This window comes from Duganella sp. AC917 (genome assembly GCF_979258245.1).
In genome coordinates this window covers 164,038-182,278 of record NZ_OZ409848.1, presented here as the reverse complement: position 1 = coordinate 182,278, position 18,241 = coordinate 164,038, and the positions used below count along the sequence as shown (strand labels likewise).

Here is an 18,241-nt window from a genome sequence, read left to right as displayed (position 1 = left end):
TAACCGCGCGGTCAGCGCGCCGAAGCGAGCCGTCGCACAACCGCGATCAAGCGGTCGATCTCATCGAAGGTGTTGTAGAACGCCAACGACGGCCGGACCGTGGTTTCCACACCGAAACGACGCAGAATTGGCTGTGCGCAATGGTGACCGGTGCGCACGGCGATGCCCTCCTCGTTGAGTGCGTGGCCGACCTCCTCCGTGGTGTAGCCGGCCAGCACGAACGACATCACGCTGGCCTTGTCGGCCGCCGTGCCGATCAGGCGCACGCCCTTGATCCGGCCCAGCTCCCGCATGCCGTACACCAGCAAGTCGTGCTCGTAGCGGGCGATGTTCTCGATGCCGATGCGGGTCACGTAATCGATCGCCGCGCCCAGCCCGACGGCGTCGGCGATGTTGCCGGTGCCGGCTTCGAACTTGTTGGGTATCGGCTGGAACACGGTTTTCTCGAACGTGACGTCGGCGATCATGTTGCCGCCGCCCTGCCATGGCGGCATGTCCTCGAGCACTTCCCGCTTGCCCCACAGCGCGCCGATGCCGGTCGGGCCGAACAGCTTGTGGCCAGAGAAGACAAAGAAATCGGCGCCGATGTCCTGCACGTCGATGCGCATGTGCGAGACCGACTGCGCGCCGTCGACCAGGGTCCGGGCGCCGGCGCGCTTGGCGAGCGCGACGATTTCCTTGACCGGCGTGACCGTGCCCAGCGCGTTCGACACTTGCGTGACGGCGACGATTTTGGTGCGGTCGTTGAGCAGCTTGCGGTACTCGTCGAGCAGCACCTGGCCCGAGTCGTCGACCGGGATCACGCGCAGGCGCGCGCCCTTGGCGGCCGCCAGCTGCTGCCACGGCACGATGTTGGCGTGGTGCTCGAGCTGCGAGACGATGATCTCGTCGCCCTCGCCCACGTGTTGCCCGCCCCAGCTCTTGGCCACCAGGTTGATGGCTTCGGTGGTGCCGCGTACGAAGATGACCTCGTTGACGTCCGGCGCGTTCAGGAACCGCCGCACGCGCTCGCGGGCGCCCTCGTAGGCATCGGTCGCGCGCGCGGCCAGTTCATGCGCCGCGCGGTGGATGTTCGAGTTTTCGTGCGCGTAAAAATACGCGATGCGGTCGATCACCGATTGCGGCTTGTGGGTGGTGGCGGCGTTGTCGAACCACACCAGCTGGCGGCCGTTGACCTTTTCCTGAAGGATCGGAAAGTCGCGCCGCACGGCGTGCACGTCGAACGGCGGATGGCGGTCGCCGCCGGCCAATGGCGCCGTCGCGTGCGGCGCCGGCTTGGCAGGCGTCACATAGCCGCTCGGCAGCACCACCGCGTCGACAAAGTAATACTGCGGCGCCGACGATGGCGCTGGCGCCGCCGGCGCGGAGGCGCCCGGCAAGCCGGTGACGGGCGGCGCCAGCGAAGGCTGCGCCGGCAAGGACGGCGTGGTCCACGAAGGATCCGGTTGCGGGCGGGATGGCGCTGCGGCCGGGACCGCGGCCGACGCTTGCGCCGGGGCCGGCTGGCCGTAGCGCTCGCTCAAAAAGTAGTAGGCCGACGCTTCGGCCGGCGGGCTCGCGTTCGATACCGCTTCCGGCACGCCAAGCACGGCGCCGCCGTTGCGCGGCTCGTACGCCGGAATCGCGCCGAACGCCTTGTCGGGCACGCCGTTGCCGGCCTGCGCCGCCGGCAACAGCGCCGGAGCGCGATTGCCCAGCGACAGCACCTGGGTCGGCGACGCCGGTATCAGGTTGGTGCCGGGAATCTGTCCCTGCGGGATCGGCGTGCCGGGCACGCTGGGACCGAGGCCGGCCGGACTGACCAGCGGCGAGCCGGGCGGCGCGATATTGCCCGGCGCCTGCACGCCGGGCACGCTCAACTGCCGGGCGAACGGCGGCGCCGAGAAGAACTCGTTGGCCAGGCGCGCCAGCGCGGCCGGATCGAACGGCGCGCCGGACGGTTCGGGAACGCCGGCGGCGCGGTCCGCCGGCAGGGAGATGGGGGGCGAAAGGAAGCTCACGGCGCGCGCTTACTTGTAGGTGTCCGGATAGTCGTGGTACTTGTTAATCTCGACGTCGTCCAGCACGGCCAGCGCGTCGGTGGTGAGCACCGCCAGCGAGCAGTACAGCGAGATCAGGTACGACGAGATCGCATGGTTGTTGATGCCCATGAAGCGCACCGACAGCCCCGGGCTTTGCTCGCCCGGCAGGCCCGGCTGGAACAGGCCGACCACGCCCTGGCGCTTGTCGCCCACGCGCAGCAGCAGGATCTTGCTCTTGCCGTCGGCCACAGGCACCTTGTCCGACGGAATCAGCGGAATGCCGCGCCACGTGATGAACTGCGAACCGAACAGGCTGATGGTCGGCGGCGGCGTGCCGCGACGGGTCGCCTCGCGGCCGAAGGCGGCAATCGCCAGCGGATGGGTCAGGAAGAAGGCCGGCTCTTTCCACACCTTGGTCAACAGCTCGTCGAGGTCGTCCGGCGTCGGCGCGCCCGTCAGCGGGAAGATGCGCTGCTCGTCGGTCACCTGGGCCAGCAGGCCGTAGTCCGGATTATTGATCAGCTCGCTTTCCTGGTTTTCCTTGATGGTCTCGATCGTCAGCCGCAGCTGCTCCTTGATCTGGTCGTGCGGGCTGCTGTAGAGGTCGGAGACGCGGGTGTGCACATCCAGCACGGTCGAGACGGCGTTGAGGAAGTACTCGCGCGGATTCTCTTCGTAGTCGACGTAGGTGCGCGGCAGCTGGTTCTCTTGCTCGCGGGCGGTGCAGGTGACCTTGATCGCCTCCGGATTTTTCACCTTGTTGAGCCGGTAGATGCCCGCCTCGACCGGCACCCATTGCAACAGGTGCGTCAGCCAGCGCGGGCTGATCGTCTCGAGCTGGGGAACGGTCTTGGTCGCGTTCGCTAATTGCCGTGCTGCGTTATCGCCCAGCGCCGTGGTACCGCCTACAGTTGCCGACATCGTGACTCCATTTCAGTAAGGTGAAAAAACAAATAAGGTTATGCAGAAAATAACCGGACCAGTATGGCCTTACTGATGAGTCAGCTCAACATGCTATCGCCATCAATCAGCCGTCTGGTGGCGCCGCATTTGGCGCCAGCGCATGGCCGACGGTCTCGCCGCGCGTCAGCAACGCCGACGGCGTCAGCTTGAGCGCCAGCGCCAGCTTCTCCACCGTCAGCAGCGACGCGATCACCCGGCCCCGCTCGATCTCGCCGACATAGGAGCGGTTCAGATTGGAATTTTCGGCCAGCTGTTCCTGCGACCAACCCTGCGCCTCGCGCAGTTGCCGCACGCCGATCCCGAAGCTGCGAACAAGGGTGTTCATCTGTCCGCCCAGCCGCTCATGCCGCCGCGATGCCGTTGGCGAAGGCGCCCACGCGCGACTCGGCCTGGGCGATGCGTCCGCCCGGCGGCACGTCGTGCGTCAGCCAGACATTGCCGCCGATGATGGCGCCCTTGCCGATCGTGATCAGCCCCAGCACGGTGGCGCCGGCATAGATGACGACGTCGTCCTCGACCACCGGATGGCGCGGCAAGCCCTTTTGCAGGTTGCCCTCGGCGTCGGTCGGGAAGCGCTTGGCGCCCAAGGTGACGGCCTGGTACAGCCGCACGCGGGCGCCGATGACGGCCGTCTCGCCGATCACCACGCCGGTGCCGTGGTCGATGAAGAAGCCGGCGCCGATGCGCGCGCCCGGATGGATGTCGATGCCGGTGGCGCCGTGCGCCAGCTCGGAGACGATGCGCGCCAGCAAGGTCAGGCCCAGCGTGTAGAGCTGGTGGGCGATGCGGTAATGAATCATCGCCAGCACGCCCGGATAGCACAGCAGCACCTCGTCGACGCTGCGCGCGGCCGGATCGCCCTGGTAGGCGGCCATGACGTCGCTGTCGAGCAGCGAGCGGATCGCCGGCAGCGCGGCGGCAAAGCTGCGCACCGCGCTCAGCGCCTCCTGGTCGATGTCGTGTTCGACGCTGGGATCGACGGCGCGCCCGGCGTCGTGCACCAGCTGGCCGCGCAGGCCGGCGTTATATTTCAGTTCGCGCCGCACCTGCTTGAGCAGCCCGTGCAGCACGCCGTCGAGCGCGTGGGCGACGTGGAAGTCCTCGCTTTCCTGGCGCAGGTCCGGCGGCCCCAGGCGCATCGGGAACAGCACGCCCTTCAGACTGTCGATGATCGCGGCCAGCGCGTTGCGCGACGGGAATTCCCGCCCGCCCGGTTCGCTGGCGCGGCTTTGCTCCTGGCGCCAGCGGTGGCGCGCCTCATGCAGCGATTGCACGATGGTGGTGATGTCGAAAGTAGCCACGCTGTCCTCGTCGGGAAATGGTTTAGTCCTGCACCCACGGCAAGCCGTGGAAGCGCCAGCCGTCGGCCTTGCCGCGCTGTTGGCGCTCGTCGATCTCGCCTTCGAAACCTTCCAGCACGTTAAAGACGTTGGTGAGCCCGGCCTTGGCGGCCGCTTCCGCCGCCAGGGCGGAGCGCTTGCCGCTGCGGCACAGCAGCAGCACCACGGTATCCTTGCCGCCGATTTTGCTTTCCAGTTCACGCGCGAAGCGCGGGTTGCGGGTCAGCGCGGTGCCGGTGGCCCACGGTACGTGCACGCTGTCGGGCACGTGGCCGACGAATTTGCGCTCCTCGCCGGTGCGCACGTCGACCAGCATTGCGTCCTGCGTGGAAATCAACTCCCAGGCGACAGCCGGGCGGACGCCGCCGGCATACGGCAATTGGGACGCGGCCGCCTCGGCCTTGATCGATGCCAGCACTGGAGGCAGTGCCGGCGAGAGGACGTCAACGGACATAAAAAGACCTTTTGATGGCTTGATTGGTAGGAAACCGCCGACCGTCTTGATGGCGATAGACGGCTTGCGAGATGAAATATACGTTTTGACGAAGTGAAATAAAACGAATTAAATCAACTTCATAAAGATGAAAACCGTATATGTAACGGGAAGTAGCGCTTTGCGGACGCCGGCCGGTGTTCGCTGGGCGGGAGAAGTCGGGAGGGAGCGGCCTTCGTCAGGCTTCGACGCAAGCCTGATATTGCAGGGACGGATGGCTTTCGGGCGCGCCCGCCGGGGACACGCGGTTGCGGCCCCGATGTTTGGCGTCGTACAGCGCGGCGTCGGCCGCTTCGATCAGCGGGCCGCTGCCGCTGCCCGGGACCGGTACGCTGGCGACCACTCCCGCGCTGATGGTGACGATGCCGAAGTCGCTACCGCGATGCGGCGCGTTGAGCGCGCGCACGGCCGCGCAGATGCTTGCGGCCACCGCGCGGGCGCCGTCCAGATCCGTATTGGCCAGGAAGACCACGAACTCTTCCCCGCCGAAGCGCGCGGCAATGTCGGTGCCGCGCTGCCCGGCCTTGCCGACGACGTCGCTGACCAGCTTGAGGCAGGCATCCCCGGCGAGGTGGCCGTAGGTGTCGTTGTAGCGCTTGAAAAAATCGATGTCGATCATGATCACCGCTACCGACTGGCCGCCGCGCGCGGCGCGCGCGAGCTCGCGCTCGAGCCGCTCGTTGAGGTAGCGGCGGTTCTTCAGGCCGGTCAGCGCGTCGGTGGTGGCGATCAGCTCGAGCTTGCCGACGCTGGCCTGCAGGGCGACCTGTGCATTGCGCAGTTCGACCTCCAGCCGGTCGCGCAGGCTGATCTGGCGGAACAGGCGCGCGCCCAGCCAGCCGAGGATGGCCAGCAGCAAGGCCAGCGCGCCGCATTGGCGCCAGGTATCGCTCCACCATTGGGCGAATATCTCATCCTTGGCAAGCGATGCCGCGATCACCAGCGGGTAGCCGTTGACGCGCCGGTAGCTGTACAGTCGCTCGATTTTGTCGACCTTGGCCACACGCATCGCGGTGCCGCTGTCGTGGCCCTCCGCCAGCAGCGTGAAGACGGCACCGCCGTTGAGGCTGGTGCCGATGACGTTGTTCAGCATCGGGCGGCGCGTGATCAGGGTGCCGTCGGCATGCGCGATGAAAATCGCGCCGGCCTTGCCGACATCAAACCCGTCGTAATACTCCTGGAAATAATCGATGCGGATGGTCGCGAGCACCACGCCGGCGAACGAGCCGTCCGGGTGGTTGATGCGGCGCGACACCGGCAGTATCCACAGGCCGGACGAGCGGCTGCGCACCGGCACGCCAATGTGCACGCCGCGATCGGCATGGGCCTGGTGATATTTAAAATAGGGACGGTCGGCGTTGTTGGCGTTGGGATCGACCTGCTCCAGCGACGTGATGACCCAGCGTCCCTTTTCGTCGTAGACGAAGATGCCCAGCATGCCGCGCGTCTGCGCGACGCGCGCCTTCAGCAGCCGGTGCAGGCGCGCAAAATTGGCCGGGCCGGTGCCGTCGACCTCCGCGCGCTCGACCACGCCGAACAGTACAGACGAGACGATATCGATGGTGCGCTCAGCGTGCTCGGCGGTGGCGCGGGCGATGTTGACCGTGGCGCGGGCGCTCTCGTCGAGTTGGGATTGGCGGGCGCTGGCCCGGTAGGCGAACTGCAGGCCGCAGATGGCGCAGATGACGAAAATCAGGAAAAACGACGCGGCCCGTCCGACCGGCCGCTTTTTGCCCTCCAGCAGCACCAGTTTCGACGCGCCCGCCCCGCCATCGGCGCCGGCGAGCGGCGGCGCGATGGGGTCGGAACCGTGAATGGTGGCGTGCGGCATACATCCCTTTAGCAATTTTTAGAGGCAAAAACGCGGCGGGGATTGGGCCTCGTCATGGAATCATAACAGATTACTTTCCTCAAAGTAATCTTTGTGTCTGATTTCCCACAGCCGATGTCACATCGCGTTCAGCGCCGCCAAGGTTTGCGCGTCCAGCTGCAAGGCGCCGGCGGCGACGTTGTCGCGCAGGTGCGCCACCGACGAGGTGCCAGGAATGACCAATATGTTGGGCGAGCGCTGCAGCAGCCAGGCCAGCGCCACCTGCATCGGCTGCGCGCCCAGGGCGGCGGCGGCGCTGCTCAGCGCGTCGGACTGCAACGGCGAGAAGCCGCCCAGCGGGAAGAACGGCACATAGGCGATGCCATCGGCAGCCAGAGTGTCGATCAGCGCGTCGTCGCCGCGATGGGCCAGGTTGTACTGGTTCTGCACGCAGACGATGCCGGTGATCGAGCGCGCCTCGGCCACCTGCTCCGCCGTGACGTTGCTCACGCCGATATGGCGTATCAATCCCTCCTCCTTCAGCCGCACCATCGCCGCGATCGCCTCGCCGATCGACGAACCATCCGGACCCTGGATGCCCGGCGCGCGGTAGTTGACCACGTCGAGCGCTTCCAATCCAAGGTTGCGCAGGTTGTCATGGACCGCGTCGCGCAACTGCTGCGGCGACGCCGCCGCCAGCCACGACTGGTCGGCGCCGCGCACGAAGCCGATCTTGGTGACGATGGTCAGACCGTCGCGATAGGGATGCAAGGCTTCGCGGATGATCTGGTTGGTGACGTGGGGACCGTAGAAATCCGACGTGTCGATGTGGTTGATGCCCAGCTCGATCACCTCGCGCAGCACGGCCACGGCGGCGCCGCGGTCTTTCGGCGGTCCCCACACGTGCGGGCCGGCCAGTTGCATGGCGCCATAACCGACGCGGTTGAAGCTGATGCCGCTGTTGGCGGGGGTGAACTGGTCGCTGGAAGGGGAATACGTATTCATGTGAGCTCCTGATGGATGGTTTGGGTTTCGGAAAAGCATGGACACATAGTAGCGACAGCAATGCTGTGTGATAATGGGGGCAATCCCGCACGGGCTGTACGAAATTCCGCACAATCGAGCACCATGACCACAGAAACCCCTTCCATGGCTGACTTGGCCACTTTCTCGCTGGTGGCCCAGCACGGCGGCTTTCGACAAGCGGCGCGCGCCGGCGGACAATCGGCATCGGCGCTGAGCGAGGCGCTGCGGCGGCTGGAGAACCAGCTCGGCATCCGGCTATTGCTGCGCACGACGCGCAGCGTGACGCCTACCGAGGCCGGCGCGCTGTTGCTGGCGCGCCTGCAACCGGCGTTGAGCCAGGTGGCCGGCGCGCTCGACGTGCTCAACGACCTGCGCGACAGCCCGCGCGGCACCTTGCGGCTCAACGTGCCGGTCAGCGCCGCCCGCTTCTTCCTGCAGCCGCTGGTCGACCGGTTCATGACGGCGTACCCGGAGATCGTGCTGGACGTGGTGATCGACAATAATTTCGTTGACGTCGTCGCCAGCGGCTGCGACGCCGGCATCCGCTACGGCGAGCGGCTGGAACAGGACATGATCGCCCTGCCCATCGGGCCGCGCGTGCAGCGCTTTGCCGTGGCGGCCTCGCCCGCCTATCTGGCGCGACGCGGCGTTCCCGAGCACCCGCGCGACCTGCTGGACCACGCCTGCCTGCGCGGCAAGTTTCTCAGCGGCGCCATCTATCCGTGGGAATTCGAGCGCGACGGCCAGACGTTGACCGTCGAACCGAGCGGGCCGCTGGTGGTCACGCCGACCGTGTTCGACCTGGCGGTGAACGCGGCCGTGGCCGGGCACGGCGTGATTTATCTGTTCGAGGAATGGCTGGAACCGTACATGGCATCGGGCCAGTTGCAACCGATCCTGCGCGACTGGTGGGCGGATTTTCCGGGACCGTTTTTATACTACTCGGGCCGGCGCCACCTGCCGGCGCCACTGCGCGCGTTCGTCGATTTCATCAGGTCGCACGATGCGGCGCAGCCCAAGGACAACCATCACAGCGACTTTGGCTAGCCTTCGGTGGCGGCCATGGCGCGCTGCCATGCCGGACGCGCCTTGATGGTGTCGACAAAAGCCTTCAGCTTGGGCCAGCGTTGCCCTTCAGGCTGCTGAGTGGCCAGGATCACGGGGAAGCTCAGCATGATGTCGGCGGCCGTCAAACTATCGCCGATGAAATAGCCCGACGGCTGCAAGATGCTCTCCAGATAATCAAAATAGCTGACGATCTCGCCGTCGATGCGCCCGTGCAGCGGCGCGCCGCCCTCGCCCAGGCGGGAAACGTAAATGCGCAACAGCAGCGGCAGCATCGCCGAGCCTTCCGCAAAATGCATCAGCTGCAAGTGCTTCAGCGCGGCCGACGAACCCGGCTCCGGTTGCAACCGGCCCTGGCCATAGCGGTCGCACAGGTACTGGACGATCGCGCCGGACTCCTCGATCAGTTCGCCGTCATCCTCCAACAAGGGGGACTTGCCCAAGGGATGAATTTTCTTCAGCTCCGGGGGCGCGAAGTTGGTTTTGGCATCGCGCTGGTAGCGGACGATGTCGTACGACAGGCCCAGCTCCTCGAGCAACCAGACGATCCGTTGCGAGCGGCTTTTGTTTAAATGATGGACACGGATAGTCATGTTTTCCTTTGAGCGTTGAGTGTTCGGAGCGTTAGATTTATAGCACAAGCAGTGTTCATTACGGAAAGTCCGATACACTTCCACCAAGGGTTTTAACCGCCATATGGAGCTGGGCAATGAAGAAAATCAAACTAGCATCACTTTATTGCGCGTTTGCGTTGACTGGATGTGTTGGCGCCACCGGCAGCTCGCTCGAGTCGGAGAGTGCCAGTGCGCAACCGCCTAACCAAGCCAAGTGGATTCAGCTATTCAACGGGAAAGACTTATCCGGATGGACCCCAAAGTTCAAGGGCTATCCGGTCGGCATCAACTACAAAAACACATTCAGGGTTGAAAACGGCATACTCAAAGTCGACTATAGCGAGTACGACAAATTCAACGGCGAATTCGGCCACCTGTTCTGGAAGCAGAAGCTGTCGCACTACCGCATTCGGGCGGAATATCGTTTTGTCGGCAAACAGCTCGCGGGCGCGCCGGACTGGGGCTTTCGCAATAACGGCATTATGATTTTTAGCGAACCGCCAGAGACCATGGAACTCGACCAGGACTTTCCCGCGTCGATCGAGGTGCAGATGCTGGGTGGAGGCGGCCCTGGCGACCAGAACAACGGATCGTTCTGCACTCCTCACACCAAAGCGGTATTCAACGGGCAGCTGACCACGACCCACCGCACCTCCGCCAATTCCAAAGTGTATATGGGCGACGATTGGGTCACCATCGAGGTGGAAGTGCGCGGTGGAAAATTAATCAAGCATATCCTGGACGGCGAGACCGTCATCAGCTATAGCCAGCCTCAGCTCAACCCGAGCGATCTCCATAGTCGGCAACTGCTGGCGAAAGGCTTCCCTCGCATGCTGGAAAGTGGCTACATCGCCATCCAGGCGGAGACGCATCCCACGGAATTTCGCCGCATCGAAATCCTGCCGTTGGATGAATGACGCTGGCCGCGGCGCCGATTGAAATCCTTGGGCTCAGCGCGAAAGCGGTAGAATGTCGGGTTACGCGCCGGGGTCGTTACGCCTCGGCAAAACCAGACTCATCGCACCGCCGAAAAAGAACCAATGACCACCGTCCCGAACGAAATCAACGCTGCCGCCGTCAAGAACAGTCCCACAGAAAAAGTCACGCCGATGATGCAGCAGTACCTGAGCATCAAGGCCGAGTATCCCGACATGTTGGTGTTCTACCGCATGGGCGATTTCTATGAGCTGTTCCACTCGGATGCGGAGAAAGCGGCGCGCGTGCTCGGCATCACGCTGACGGCGCGCGGCTCGTCGGGCGGACAACCGATCAAGATGTGCGGCGTGCCATTCCATTCGCTGGAAGGCTATCTGGCCAAGCTGGTCAAGATCGGCGAGTCGTGCGCGATCTGCGAGCAAATCGGCGATCCGGCCACCAGCAAAGGCCCGGTCGAGCGCAAGGTGATGCGCGTGGTCACGCCGGGCACGTTGACAGACGCCGACCTGCTGCCGGAAAAGGCCGAACGCCCGCTGCTGGCGATGTGCATCATCAGCCAGCGCAAGGTGTGCACCGCCGGCCTGGCGTGGTTGTCGCTGGCCAGCGGTTCGCTCAAACTGATGGAGTTTTCCGGCGACAGCCGCACCGTCAACACCCGCATGCAGCAGGAGCTCGAACGCATCGCGCCGGCCGAGATCCTGCGCGGCGATAACGCCGACCTGTTCGAGGAAGCGGTCAGCTGCCACGTCAACCGGGTGCCGGACTGGCACTTCGACGTCGTCACCGGCCACAAGTCGCTGCTCGATCAATTGAGCGTGGCGACGTTGACCGGCTTCGGCGCGGACGGCTTGGGCGCGGCGTTCGGCGCGGCCGGCGCGCTGCTACGCTACGCCCAGTCGACCCAGGGACGCGGCCTGCAGCACGTGCGCAGCCTGAGCACCGAGACCGAGAGCGAATTCATTGGCCTGGACGCGGCCACGCGCCGCAATCTGGAACTGACCGAGACCATACGCGGCCAGGAGTCCCCTACCCTGTTCTCGCTGCTGGACCACTGCCGCACGGCGATGGGTTCGCGCCTGCTGCGCTATTGGCTGCACCACGCGCGCCGCGACCAGGGCATCGCGCGCTCGCGCCACCAGGCCATCGCCGCGCTGGCGCAGGCCGATGCCACCGGCGGCCTATCGCACACCCTGGCGCAGGTGCCGGATATCGAACGCATCACCACGCGCATCGCGCTGCTGTCGGCGCGTCCGCGCGACCTGGCCAGCCTGCGCGACGGCGTCAAGCAACTGCCTGCGCTGCGCCACGGCTTGCAGCGCGCGCTGACCGATCCGAATGGTTTGCTCAACGCGATTTACAGCGACCTGTCGTCGCCCGAGGAATGCCTGGACCTGCTGGTGCGCGCGGTGGCGCCGGAGCCGGCCAACATGGTGCGCGACGGCGGCGTGTTCGCGCGCGGCTTCGACGCGGAGCTCGACGAGCTGCGCGCGCTGTCGGAGAACGCCGGCCAGTTCCTGGTCGACCTGGAGACGCGCGAGCGCGCCCGCACCGGCATCGCCAACCTGCGCGTGGAGTACAACAAGGTGCACGGCTTCTACATCGAGGTCACGCACGGCCAGACCACCAAGGTGCCGGACGATTACCGCCGCCGCCAGACCCTGAAGAACGCCGAGCGTTACATCACGCCGGAGCTGAAGGCGTTCGAGGACAAGGCGCTGTCGGCGCAGGACAAGGCGCTGGCGCGCGAGAAGATGCTTTACGATCAGCTGCTGGCCGATCTGGCGCCGTTCATCGGCTGCCTGCAAACGATCTCGAAGGCGCTGTCGCAGCTCGACGCGCTGGTGTCGCTGACCGACCACGCGCTGCGCCACAACTGGTGCGCGCCGCAGTTGGTCGACGGCCCGTGCATCAACATCGTCGAGGGCCGCCATCCGGTGGTGGAGAACCAGATCGAACGCTTCATCGCCAACGATTGCCGCTTCGTCGACGACCGCCGCCTGCTGCTGATCACCGGTCCGAACATGGGCGGTAAATCGACCTTCATGCGTCAGGTGGCGCTGATTACCCTGCTGGCCTACGTCGGCAGCTATGTACCGGCGACCAGCGCGACGATCGGCCCGATCGACCGCATCTTCACCCGTATCGGCGCGACCGACGATCTGGCCGGCGGCCGTTCGACCTTCATGGTGGAGATGACCGAGTCGGCGGCGATCCTCAACGGCGCCACCGAGCATTCGCTGGTGCTGATGGATGAAGTGGGACGCGGCACCTCGACCTTCGACGGCCTGGCGCTGGCGTGGGCGATCGCGCGTCACCTGATCGACACCAGCCGCAGCTTCTCGCTGTTCGCGACCCACTACTTCGAACTGACGCAGCTGCCGGAGAGCCATCCGACGGCGGCCAACGTGCACCTGTCGGCTGTCGAGCACAAGGACAGCATCGTGTTCCTGCACGCGGTGCAGGACGGCCCGGCGTCGCAGAGCTACGGTTTGCAGGTGGCGCAGCTGGCCGGCGTGCCGCAGACGGTGATCAAGGCCGCGCGCAAGCACCTGGCGCGGCTGGAAGCGCAGGCGCTCGACGCCACGCCGCAGCTGGATTTGTTCGCGGCGCCGACCGCCGACGCCAACGACGAGCCGCTGGACATTCCGCCGCCGACCGACGGCAACGCCACCCCAACGCCGGCCATGCGCGAGCTGCTCGACGCGCTCGACGACCTGGACCCGGATGCGCTGACGCCGCGCGAAGCGCTGGACCGCTTGTATCAGCTCAAGCGCCTGACGGAGAGCGCGCAGACATGATGCGCGCCGCGTCCGGGCTGCCGTTTGCGCGCGGCGTCACACTGACCGTCACGCTAACCGTCGCGCTGAGCGTGGCGGCGGCGCCCGCGCATGCCGCACCGGCCGGCAAGGGCTTCCAGTTCGCGGTCATCGGCCATCCGTTCAAGAACAGCGCCGACGAGGCGCCCCTCAAGCGCGCCATCGCAGCAGCCGTGCAGGCCAACCCGGCCTTCATCGTCGCCACCGGCATCAAGGGCGACAAGGAGCCTTGCAGCGACAGGCTGTACGCCGCGCGCCACGCGATCCTGGACGACGCGGCCGCGCCGGTGGTGGTGTCGCTGGCCGGCAGCGACTGGAGCGCCTGCCTCAATTCGGCCGGCCGCTCGAACGCGATCGAACGCCTGAACCGCCTGCGCGAGCTGTTTTATGGCGAACCCGAATCGCTGGGCGCGCAGCGCATGCAGCTGACGCGCCTGTCCAGCACCGCGAAATTCCGCAGCTACGCAGAGAACGCGCACTGGGAATACGGCAAGGTGCTGTTCGCAACCATCAATCTGCCGGCCAACAACAACCACTATCGGCCGGAGGCGGGCCGCAACAGCGAATACGAGGACCGGCTGGTGGCCAACCGCGCCTGGCTGCACCGGCTGTTCACGCTGGCCGCGCGCCAGAAGATGCAAGGTCTGGTGCTGTTTTCCGACGGCGCCGTCGGGCTGCAGGAGGAGGAAGGGTTTTCGCTGTTGCCGCGTTTCGAGTCGAAACAGGACGGCTTTGCCGAGCCACGGCGTCAGATCAATACGCTGGCTAAAAAATTCAAGGGGAAGGTGCTGCTGGTGGACACGCAGGTCCAGACCCATACTCAGGGTGGCGCCGCCGGCAAGGGCGAACCGGCCATCGATTGGCGCGGCAACGTGGGGCATCTGAGCGTGGTGGCCGAATCGGCCGAGGTGCGCGTCAATCCGGACGCCGCCGCCCTGTTCACCATCAAGGGCGGCGGCGCCGAGACGGCGCCTTGATCGACTAGATTAGTGGATCGGGTGGATGGCGACGTGGTCGCCCTCTTCGCCTTCGTCGTCCTCGTCACCGTGGTGGTGGCCGTGGGCGCCGTGCACGTGGCCGTGGGCGATTTCCTCGTCCGACGCTTCGCGCACTTCGGTGACGTTGAGCGAGAAGCGCAGCGCCATGCCGGCCAGCGGATGGTTGCCGTCCAAAACGACCTTGTCGTCGGCGATATCGGTGACGGTGAAGATCATCGCTTCGTCGGCGTCGTCGCCGTCCGGCATGCCTTCGAACTGCATGCCCACTTCCAGCGGCTCCGGCAGGCGGTTGCGCGGCTCGACCTTGACCAGCGCGGCGTCGTAGTCGCCAAACGCGTCTTCAGGCTCGATCTGGATGATCGACGAATAGCCGACTTCCTTGCCGTCCAGTTCTTCTTCGATTTTAGGCAGGGTGTTCTCGTAGCCACCGTGCAGGTAGACCATCGGTTGACGGCCGTCTTCGATCAGATTGTCCTGTGCATCGGACAGTTTGTAATTCACAGTCACGACCGTGTTCTTGGCAATCTTCATTTGAATTTCCTTTCTGTTATGAGCAGGCAGATTATACCTTTATTCGTCCGGCGGGCCGCGCCACGCCGGAGCGTGCATGCGCAATCCGCATAAGCATATGCGATTCGCTTCCGTCGCTTGCATGGCGCAAGGCCTACAATGTGTCCATGCAACCCGCCACCTCCGACAAACTCGCCCAATGGCTGCTCGGCAGTATCGAGCTCGACGCCGCCGCCCTGCACGTGGGCCGCTACTGCGGCCCGTGGCGCGCCTCGACCGCCGGCCGCGCCATGGCCAGCTTCCATCTGGTGCTGGAGGGCGCGTGCTACCTGCACATCGACGGCCAGCCGGCGCTGCGCCTGGACGCGCGCGACGGCGTGTTCCTGATGAGCGACGTGGCGCACTTTTTGAGCCCTTCGCCGGACCCCGCCGCCCCGTTCTCGCGCCAGCCGATGCTGCCGCTGGGCGGGGCGGACGACGGCGGCCAGCCCACCGTGGCCGGCGCCGGCCTGGCCTGCGGCTTTTTCCGCTTCAGCGGCGCCCTCAGTCCGATGGTCATCGGCTCCTTCCCCGACTATCTGGTGTGCCGCAGCGGCGACGCCGCCCTGGGCCACAGCGCGGCGCTGTTCGACATGATCCAGGCCGAGGCGGTCAACGGCAACGGCGGCGATCCCGAACGACCGTCGCCGCTGATCGCGCGCCTGGTCGAACTGCTGTTCTTCTATCTGATCCGCCACGCCAGCCAGCGCGAGGCGCTGACCGCCGGCCTGTTGGCGCTGGCCCGGCGCGGCGAGTTCATGGCGCTGCTCGAACGGATGCTCGACAGCCCGGGCGAGGACTGGAGCATCGCCCGCATGGCCGCTGCGGCAAACATGTCGCGCGCCGCCTTCTGCAAGCACTTCACCGGCGCCGGCGGCGTCACGCCGGCGCAATTCCTGCTGCACCTGCGCATGCGGCTGGCCACGCAGCGCCTCAACGCCGGCGATTCGGTCGAACAGGCGGCGAGCCATGTCGGCTACCAGTCCAACGCGGCATTCACGCGCGCCTTTAAACGCATCGTCGGCGAACAGCCGGGCGCCTACCGCCGCCAGCTGCGCGCCGCGTAAAAAGACGTTTGAACAAAAAACCGCGACTTTTGGGTATGGTGGAGATGGTGCGCGCACCTGATAATATGACGTCAATATTTAAGAAAGCCCGCCATGTCCCGTCTGACCCTGCACACGCTCGACACCGCCCCCGCCGATAGCCGCGCCTTCGTCGAAAAAGCCATCGCCAACAACGGCTATCTGCCCAACCTGATCGGCGTGCTGGCCAACGCGCCGGTGGCACTGGAAACCTACCTGACCGTCTCCGGCATCAACTCGCGCGCCAGCCTCACGCTGGCCGAGCGCGAAGTGGTGCAAATCACCGCCGCGCGCATCCACGGCTGCGATTTCTGCATCGCCGGCCACAGCGCCATCGCGCTGAAAAAGGCCGGCCAGAACGCCGACACCGTGCGCGCGCTGCAAACCGGCGCGGTCACCGGCGACGCGAAACTGGACGCGGTGGCCCGCTTCGCCACAGCCGTCATCGCCCGGCGCGGCGCCGTCACCGACGAGGAGCTGCAAGGCTTCATCGACGCCGGTTACAACCAGCAGCAGGCGCTGGAGGTGGTGCTCGGCATCAGCCTGGCGACCCTGTGCAACTTCGCCAACAGCCTGGCCGGCACGCCGGTCAATCCGCAGCTGCAGCCATATCTGCCGGGCGCGGTGTAAGGATGACAGGCCTCTACGACTGGCTGGCGCTGCACGCGGACTCCCTCGACCAATCCGAAGACCTGGCGGACCAGGTGATGCCGGCGCTGGCGGCGCAGGGCTGCTTCCTCGCCGGCGTGCCGACGAATCTGGGCGGCAGCGGCGGCGACGTGCGCGACGCCATCGAAGGCATCGCGGAGGTTGCGCGCCATTCGTTGACGGCGGCCTTTGTCTACTGGGGCCAGCGCAGCTTCATCGAATATCTGCTGCAAAGCCCGAACGCGGCGCTGCGCGAACGCCTGCTGCCGGAGCTGATGGCCGGCACCCTGGCCGGCGCCACCGGCTTGTCGAACGCGATGAAATTCCTGTCCGGGATGGAGCCGCTGCAGATCGACGCCAGCCCGCAAGGGGAAGGCTGGACCTTGAACGGCAAGCTGGCGTGGATCACCAATCTGCGGCCGCAGCGCTTTGTCGCGGCGGCCGCAGTGGCGCCCGTCAACGGCGCGCCGCCGGCGGTGGTCGCCTTCGCCAGCGACGCCGCCGGCGTGCAGCGCAGCGCCAATTTGCAGTTGATCGCCATGCGGGGCAGTAACACGGCCGCCGTGCGGCTCGAAGGCGTGGCGGTCGCGCCGGAGAACATCATCTCGTCGCAGGCGCCGAACTGGCTGCCGCGGGTGCGGCCGGCCTTCCTCGGTATGCAGTGCGGGATGTCGATCGGCCTGGCGCGCGCGAGTCTGGATCACGCGGCGCATACGCTCGACAGTGGCGCCAAGGGACGCGGCGAACTGGGCGCCCGCATCGCCGCCGCGCGCGACGCGCTGACGCTGCACACGCAGCACCTGCTCGAAGGCGTGGCCGACGGCCGCTTCGTGGCCGATGCGCCGACCTTGTTCCGGCTGCGCATCGCGCTGGCCGATCTGGTGCAGCATGCGCTGACGCTGGAACTGCACGCCAAGGGCGGCCACGCCTATCTGGAGGCGGAGCAGGACGGCTTCGCACGGCGCTGGCGCGAATCGGCGTTCATTCCGGTGATCACGCCAAGCGTCACGCAGTTGCAGACGGCGCTGGCCAAGCACGCGGCGTCGGCGAAATGAGCGAGGCCGCTGTGAGCGACCGCGCCGACAACGGCGCCGGACTGGCGCTGCAAGCCGAGGGCCTGGGCTTCGCCTATCCCGGCGCCGGTCCCACCTTCGACAACATCACGCTGGCGGTGCGTCCGCGCGAAATCGTCTGCCTGCTTGGCGGCAGCGGCTGCGGTAAATCGACCTTGCTGCGCGTGCTGGCGGGCCTGCAGCGGCCATCCAGCGGCAACGTCGCCTTCCTCGGCGCGGCGCTGACCGAACCGAGTCCGCGCAGCGCGCTGGTGTTCCAGCAAGCGAGCCTGCTGCCATGGCTGAACGTCGCCGCCAACGTCGGCTTCGGACTCGATTTCGCGCACCAGCCGAAGATTTCGAAACAAGCGCATGCCAGGCGCGTGCAGGATGCGATCGACGCGGTCGGCCTGGCCGGCAGCGAAAAACGCTATCCGAGCGCGCTGTCCGGCGGCATGGCGCAGCGCGTCGCGCTGGCGCGTGCGTTGGCGCGCCAGCCGGAGCTGCTGTTCGCCGACGAACCATTTTCCGCGCTCGACGCCATCACCCGGACCGAAATGCAAACCTTGCTGGTCGACGTGGTGCACCGCTGGCACAGCGCCGTGCTGCTGGTCACGCACGATATCGACGAGGCGATCCTGGTGGCCGACCGCATCGTGCTGATGGGCGGCCAGCCGGGCCGCATCGTGCATGAATGGCAGGTCGACCTGCCGCATCCGCGCCTGGCCGACACCGATGCCATCGGCGCGCTGCGCTTGCGCATCCTCGCCGCTTTGCAGGACGTGCGCGCGCCGGCCGCGCCGGCGACGGCATCGGCTACCTGAC

Annotated in this window: 17 protein-coding genes; 8 read left to right on the top strand and 9 right to left on the bottom strand. The window is 66.2% G+C overall.

All coding sequences use genetic code 11. The annotated features are described in order from the left end of the window. Positions 1-11: 11 nt before the first annotated feature. From ACZ0BA_RS00790 to ACZ0BA_RS00760, 7 genes are all read right to left on the bottom strand, one after another. Positions 12-2,000, bottom strand: a complete 1,989-nt coding sequence (locus ACZ0BA_RS00790; protein ID WP_463449478.1) for a family 2A encapsulin nanocompartment cargo protein cysteine desulfurase — start codon at positions 1,998-2,000, stop codon at positions 12-14. A 9-nt stretch (positions 2,001-2,009) separates the two neighbouring features. After that, positions 2,010-2,942, bottom strand: coding sequence for a family 2A encapsulin nanocompartment shell protein (locus tag ACZ0BA_RS00785; RefSeq protein ID WP_463449477.1), 933 nt, complete (start codon positions 2,940-2,942; stop codon positions 2,010-2,012). 106 nt (positions 2,943-3,048) lie between these two features. Next, a complete protein-coding gene (locus tag ACZ0BA_RS00780) occupies positions 3,049-3,309 on the bottom strand; it encodes a helix-turn-helix domain-containing protein (RefSeq protein WP_463449476.1) in 261 nt (86 codons plus the stop codon). A 16-nt stretch (positions 3,310-3,325) separates the two neighbouring features. Continuing rightward, positions 3,326-4,285: a serine O-acetyltransferase EpsC gene (gene epsC / locus ACZ0BA_RS00775; protein WP_463449475.1), complete on the bottom strand. Its 960-nt coding sequence runs from the start codon at positions 4,283-4,285 to the stop codon at positions 3,326-3,328. Between the two features lie 22 nt (positions 4,286-4,307). After that, positions 4,308-4,778, bottom strand: coding sequence for a rhodanese-like domain-containing protein (locus ACZ0BA_RS00770; protein ID WP_463449474.1), 471 nt, complete (start codon positions 4,776-4,778; stop codon positions 4,308-4,310). 217 nt (positions 4,779-4,995) lie between these two features. Then, entirely contained in the window at positions 4,996-6,648 is a 1,653-nt protein-coding gene (locus tag ACZ0BA_RS00765; protein WP_463449473.1) for a sensor domain-containing diguanylate cyclase, read from the bottom strand. A gap of 117 nt (positions 6,649-6,765) precedes the next feature. Further along, positions 6,766-7,632: an oxidoreductase gene (locus ACZ0BA_RS00760; RefSeq protein WP_463449472.1), complete on the bottom strand. Its 867-nt coding sequence runs from the start codon at positions 7,630-7,632 to the stop codon at positions 6,766-6,768. Between the two features lie 144 nt (positions 7,633-7,776). On the opposite strand from ACZ0BA_RS00760, the gene ACZ0BA_RS00755 reads away from it, so the two are divergent. After that, positions 7,777-8,700, top strand: a complete 924-nt coding sequence (locus ACZ0BA_RS00755; RefSeq protein ID WP_463449471.1) for a LysR family transcriptional regulator — start codon at positions 7,777-7,779, stop codon at positions 8,698-8,700. Here the strand turns inward: ACZ0BA_RS00755 and ACZ0BA_RS00750 are convergent. Next, the gene (locus ACZ0BA_RS00750) at positions 8,697-9,311 is read right to left on the bottom strand and encodes a glutathione S-transferase family protein (RefSeq protein ID WP_463449470.1); all 615 of its coding nucleotides are present in this window, start codon (positions 9,309-9,311) and stop codon (positions 8,697-8,699) included. The genes ACZ0BA_RS00755 and ACZ0BA_RS00750 overlap by 4 nt on opposite strands. 116 nt (positions 9,312-9,427) lie before the next feature. On the opposite strand from ACZ0BA_RS00750, the gene ACZ0BA_RS00745 reads away from it, so the two are divergent. From ACZ0BA_RS00745 to ACZ0BA_RS00735, 3 genes are all read left to right on the top strand, one after another. Next, a complete protein-coding gene (locus ACZ0BA_RS00745; RefSeq protein ID WP_463449469.1) occupies positions 9,428-10,249 on the top strand; it encodes a 3-keto-disaccharide hydrolase in 822 nt (273 codons plus the stop codon). Between the two features lie 123 nt (positions 10,250-10,372). Beyond that, complete coding sequence (gene mutS, locus ACZ0BA_RS00740) at positions 10,373-13,066, top strand: DNA mismatch repair protein MutS (RefSeq protein ID WP_463449468.1); 2,694 nt, start codon at positions 10,373-10,375, stop codon at positions 13,064-13,066. Then, entirely contained in the window at positions 13,063-14,061 is a 999-nt protein-coding gene (locus ACZ0BA_RS00735; RefSeq protein WP_463449467.1) for a hypothetical protein, read from the top strand. The genes mutS and ACZ0BA_RS00735 overlap by 4 nt, the downstream gene beginning before the upstream one ends. A gap of 9 nt (positions 14,062-14,070) precedes the next feature. Here the strand turns inward: ACZ0BA_RS00735 and ACZ0BA_RS00730 are convergent, their stop codons facing one another. Next, a complete protein-coding gene (locus tag ACZ0BA_RS00730; protein WP_315219230.1) occupies positions 14,071-14,613 on the bottom strand; it encodes an FKBP-type peptidyl-prolyl cis-trans isomerase in 543 nt (180 codons plus the stop codon). Positions 14,614-14,759: 146 nt separating this feature from the next. Here ACZ0BA_RS00730 and ACZ0BA_RS00725 point away from each other — a divergent pair, with 146 nt between their 5' ends. From ACZ0BA_RS00725 to ACZ0BA_RS00710, 4 genes are all read left to right on the top strand, one after another. Beyond that, positions 14,760-15,698: an AraC family transcriptional regulator gene (locus tag ACZ0BA_RS00725; protein ID WP_463449466.1), complete on the top strand. Its 939-nt coding sequence runs from the start codon at positions 14,760-14,762 to the stop codon at positions 15,696-15,698. Between the two features lie 93 nt (positions 15,699-15,791). Continuing rightward, on the top strand, positions 15,792-16,346 hold the full coding sequence (locus ACZ0BA_RS00720) for a carboxymuconolactone decarboxylase family protein (protein WP_463449465.1): 555 nt from the start codon (positions 15,792-15,794) through the stop codon (positions 16,344-16,346). A gap of 2 nt (positions 16,347-16,348) precedes the next feature. Continuing rightward, a complete protein-coding gene (locus ACZ0BA_RS00715; protein WP_463449464.1) occupies positions 16,349-17,419 on the top strand; it encodes an acyl-CoA dehydrogenase family protein in 1,071 nt (356 codons plus the stop codon). Continuing rightward, positions 17,416-18,240 (top strand): ABC transporter ATP-binding protein, encoded by an 825-nt coding sequence (locus ACZ0BA_RS00710; protein WP_463449463.1) that lies wholly within the window; start codon positions 17,416-17,418, stop codon positions 18,238-18,240. The genes ACZ0BA_RS00715 and ACZ0BA_RS00710 overlap by 4 nt, the downstream gene beginning before the upstream one ends. The last annotated feature ends 1 nt before the right edge of the window (position 18,241 follow it).

Bases quoted from the DNA above. Each gene is read 5' to 3' on its own strand.
- ACZ0BA_RS00785 (WP_463449477.1), bottom strand. From the start codon at position 2,942: ATGTCGGCAACTGTAGGCGGTACCACGGCGCTGGGCGATAACGCAGCA.
- ACZ0BA_RS00780 (WP_463449476.1), bottom strand. From the start codon at position 3,309: ATGAACACCCTTGTTCGCAGCTTCGGGATCGGCGTGCGGCAACTGCGC.
- ACZ0BA_RS00770 (WP_463449474.1), bottom strand. From the start codon at position 4,778: ATGTCCGTTGACGTCCTCTCGCCGGCACTGCCTCCAGTGCTGGCATCG.
- ACZ0BA_RS00765 (WP_463449473.1), bottom strand. From the start codon at position 6,648: ATGCCGCACGCCACCATTCACGGTTCCGACCCCATCGCGCCGCCGCTC.
- ACZ0BA_RS00760 (WP_463449472.1), bottom strand. From the start codon at position 7,632: ATGAATACGTATTCCCCTTCCAGCGACCAGTTCACCCCCGCCAACAGC.
- ACZ0BA_RS00755 (WP_463449471.1), top strand. From the start codon at position 7,777: ATGGCTGACTTGGCCACTTTCTCGCTGGTGGCCCAGCACGGCGGCTTT.
- ACZ0BA_RS00750 (WP_463449470.1), bottom strand. From the start codon at position 9,311: ATGACTATCCGTGTCCATCATTTAAACAAAAGCCGCTCGCAACGGATC.
- ACZ0BA_RS00745 (WP_463449469.1), top strand. From the start codon at position 9,428: ATGAAGAAAATCAAACTAGCATCACTTTATTGCGCGTTTGCGTTGACT.
- mutS (WP_463449468.1), top strand. From the start codon at position 10,373: ATGACCACCGTCCCGAACGAAATCAACGCTGCCGCCGTCAAGAACAGT.
- ACZ0BA_RS00735 (WP_463449467.1), top strand. From the start codon at position 13,063: ATGATGCGCGCCGCGTCCGGGCTGCCGTTTGCGCGCGGCGTCACACTG.
- ACZ0BA_RS00730 (WP_315219230.1), bottom strand. From the start codon at position 14,613: ATGAAGATTGCCAAGAACACGGTCGTGACTGTGAATTACAAACTGTCC.
- ACZ0BA_RS00725 (WP_463449466.1), top strand. From the start codon at position 14,760: ATGCAACCCGCCACCTCCGACAAACTCGCCCAATGGCTGCTCGGCAGT.
- ACZ0BA_RS00720 (WP_463449465.1), top strand. From the start codon at position 15,792: ATGTCCCGTCTGACCCTGCACACGCTCGACACCGCCCCCGCCGATAGC.
- ACZ0BA_RS00715 (WP_463449464.1), top strand. From the start codon at position 16,349: ATGACAGGCCTCTACGACTGGCTGGCGCTGCACGCGGACTCCCTCGAC.
- ACZ0BA_RS00710 (WP_463449463.1), top strand. From the start codon at position 17,416: ATGAGCGAGGCCGCTGTGAGCGACCGCGCCGACAACGGCGCCGGACTG.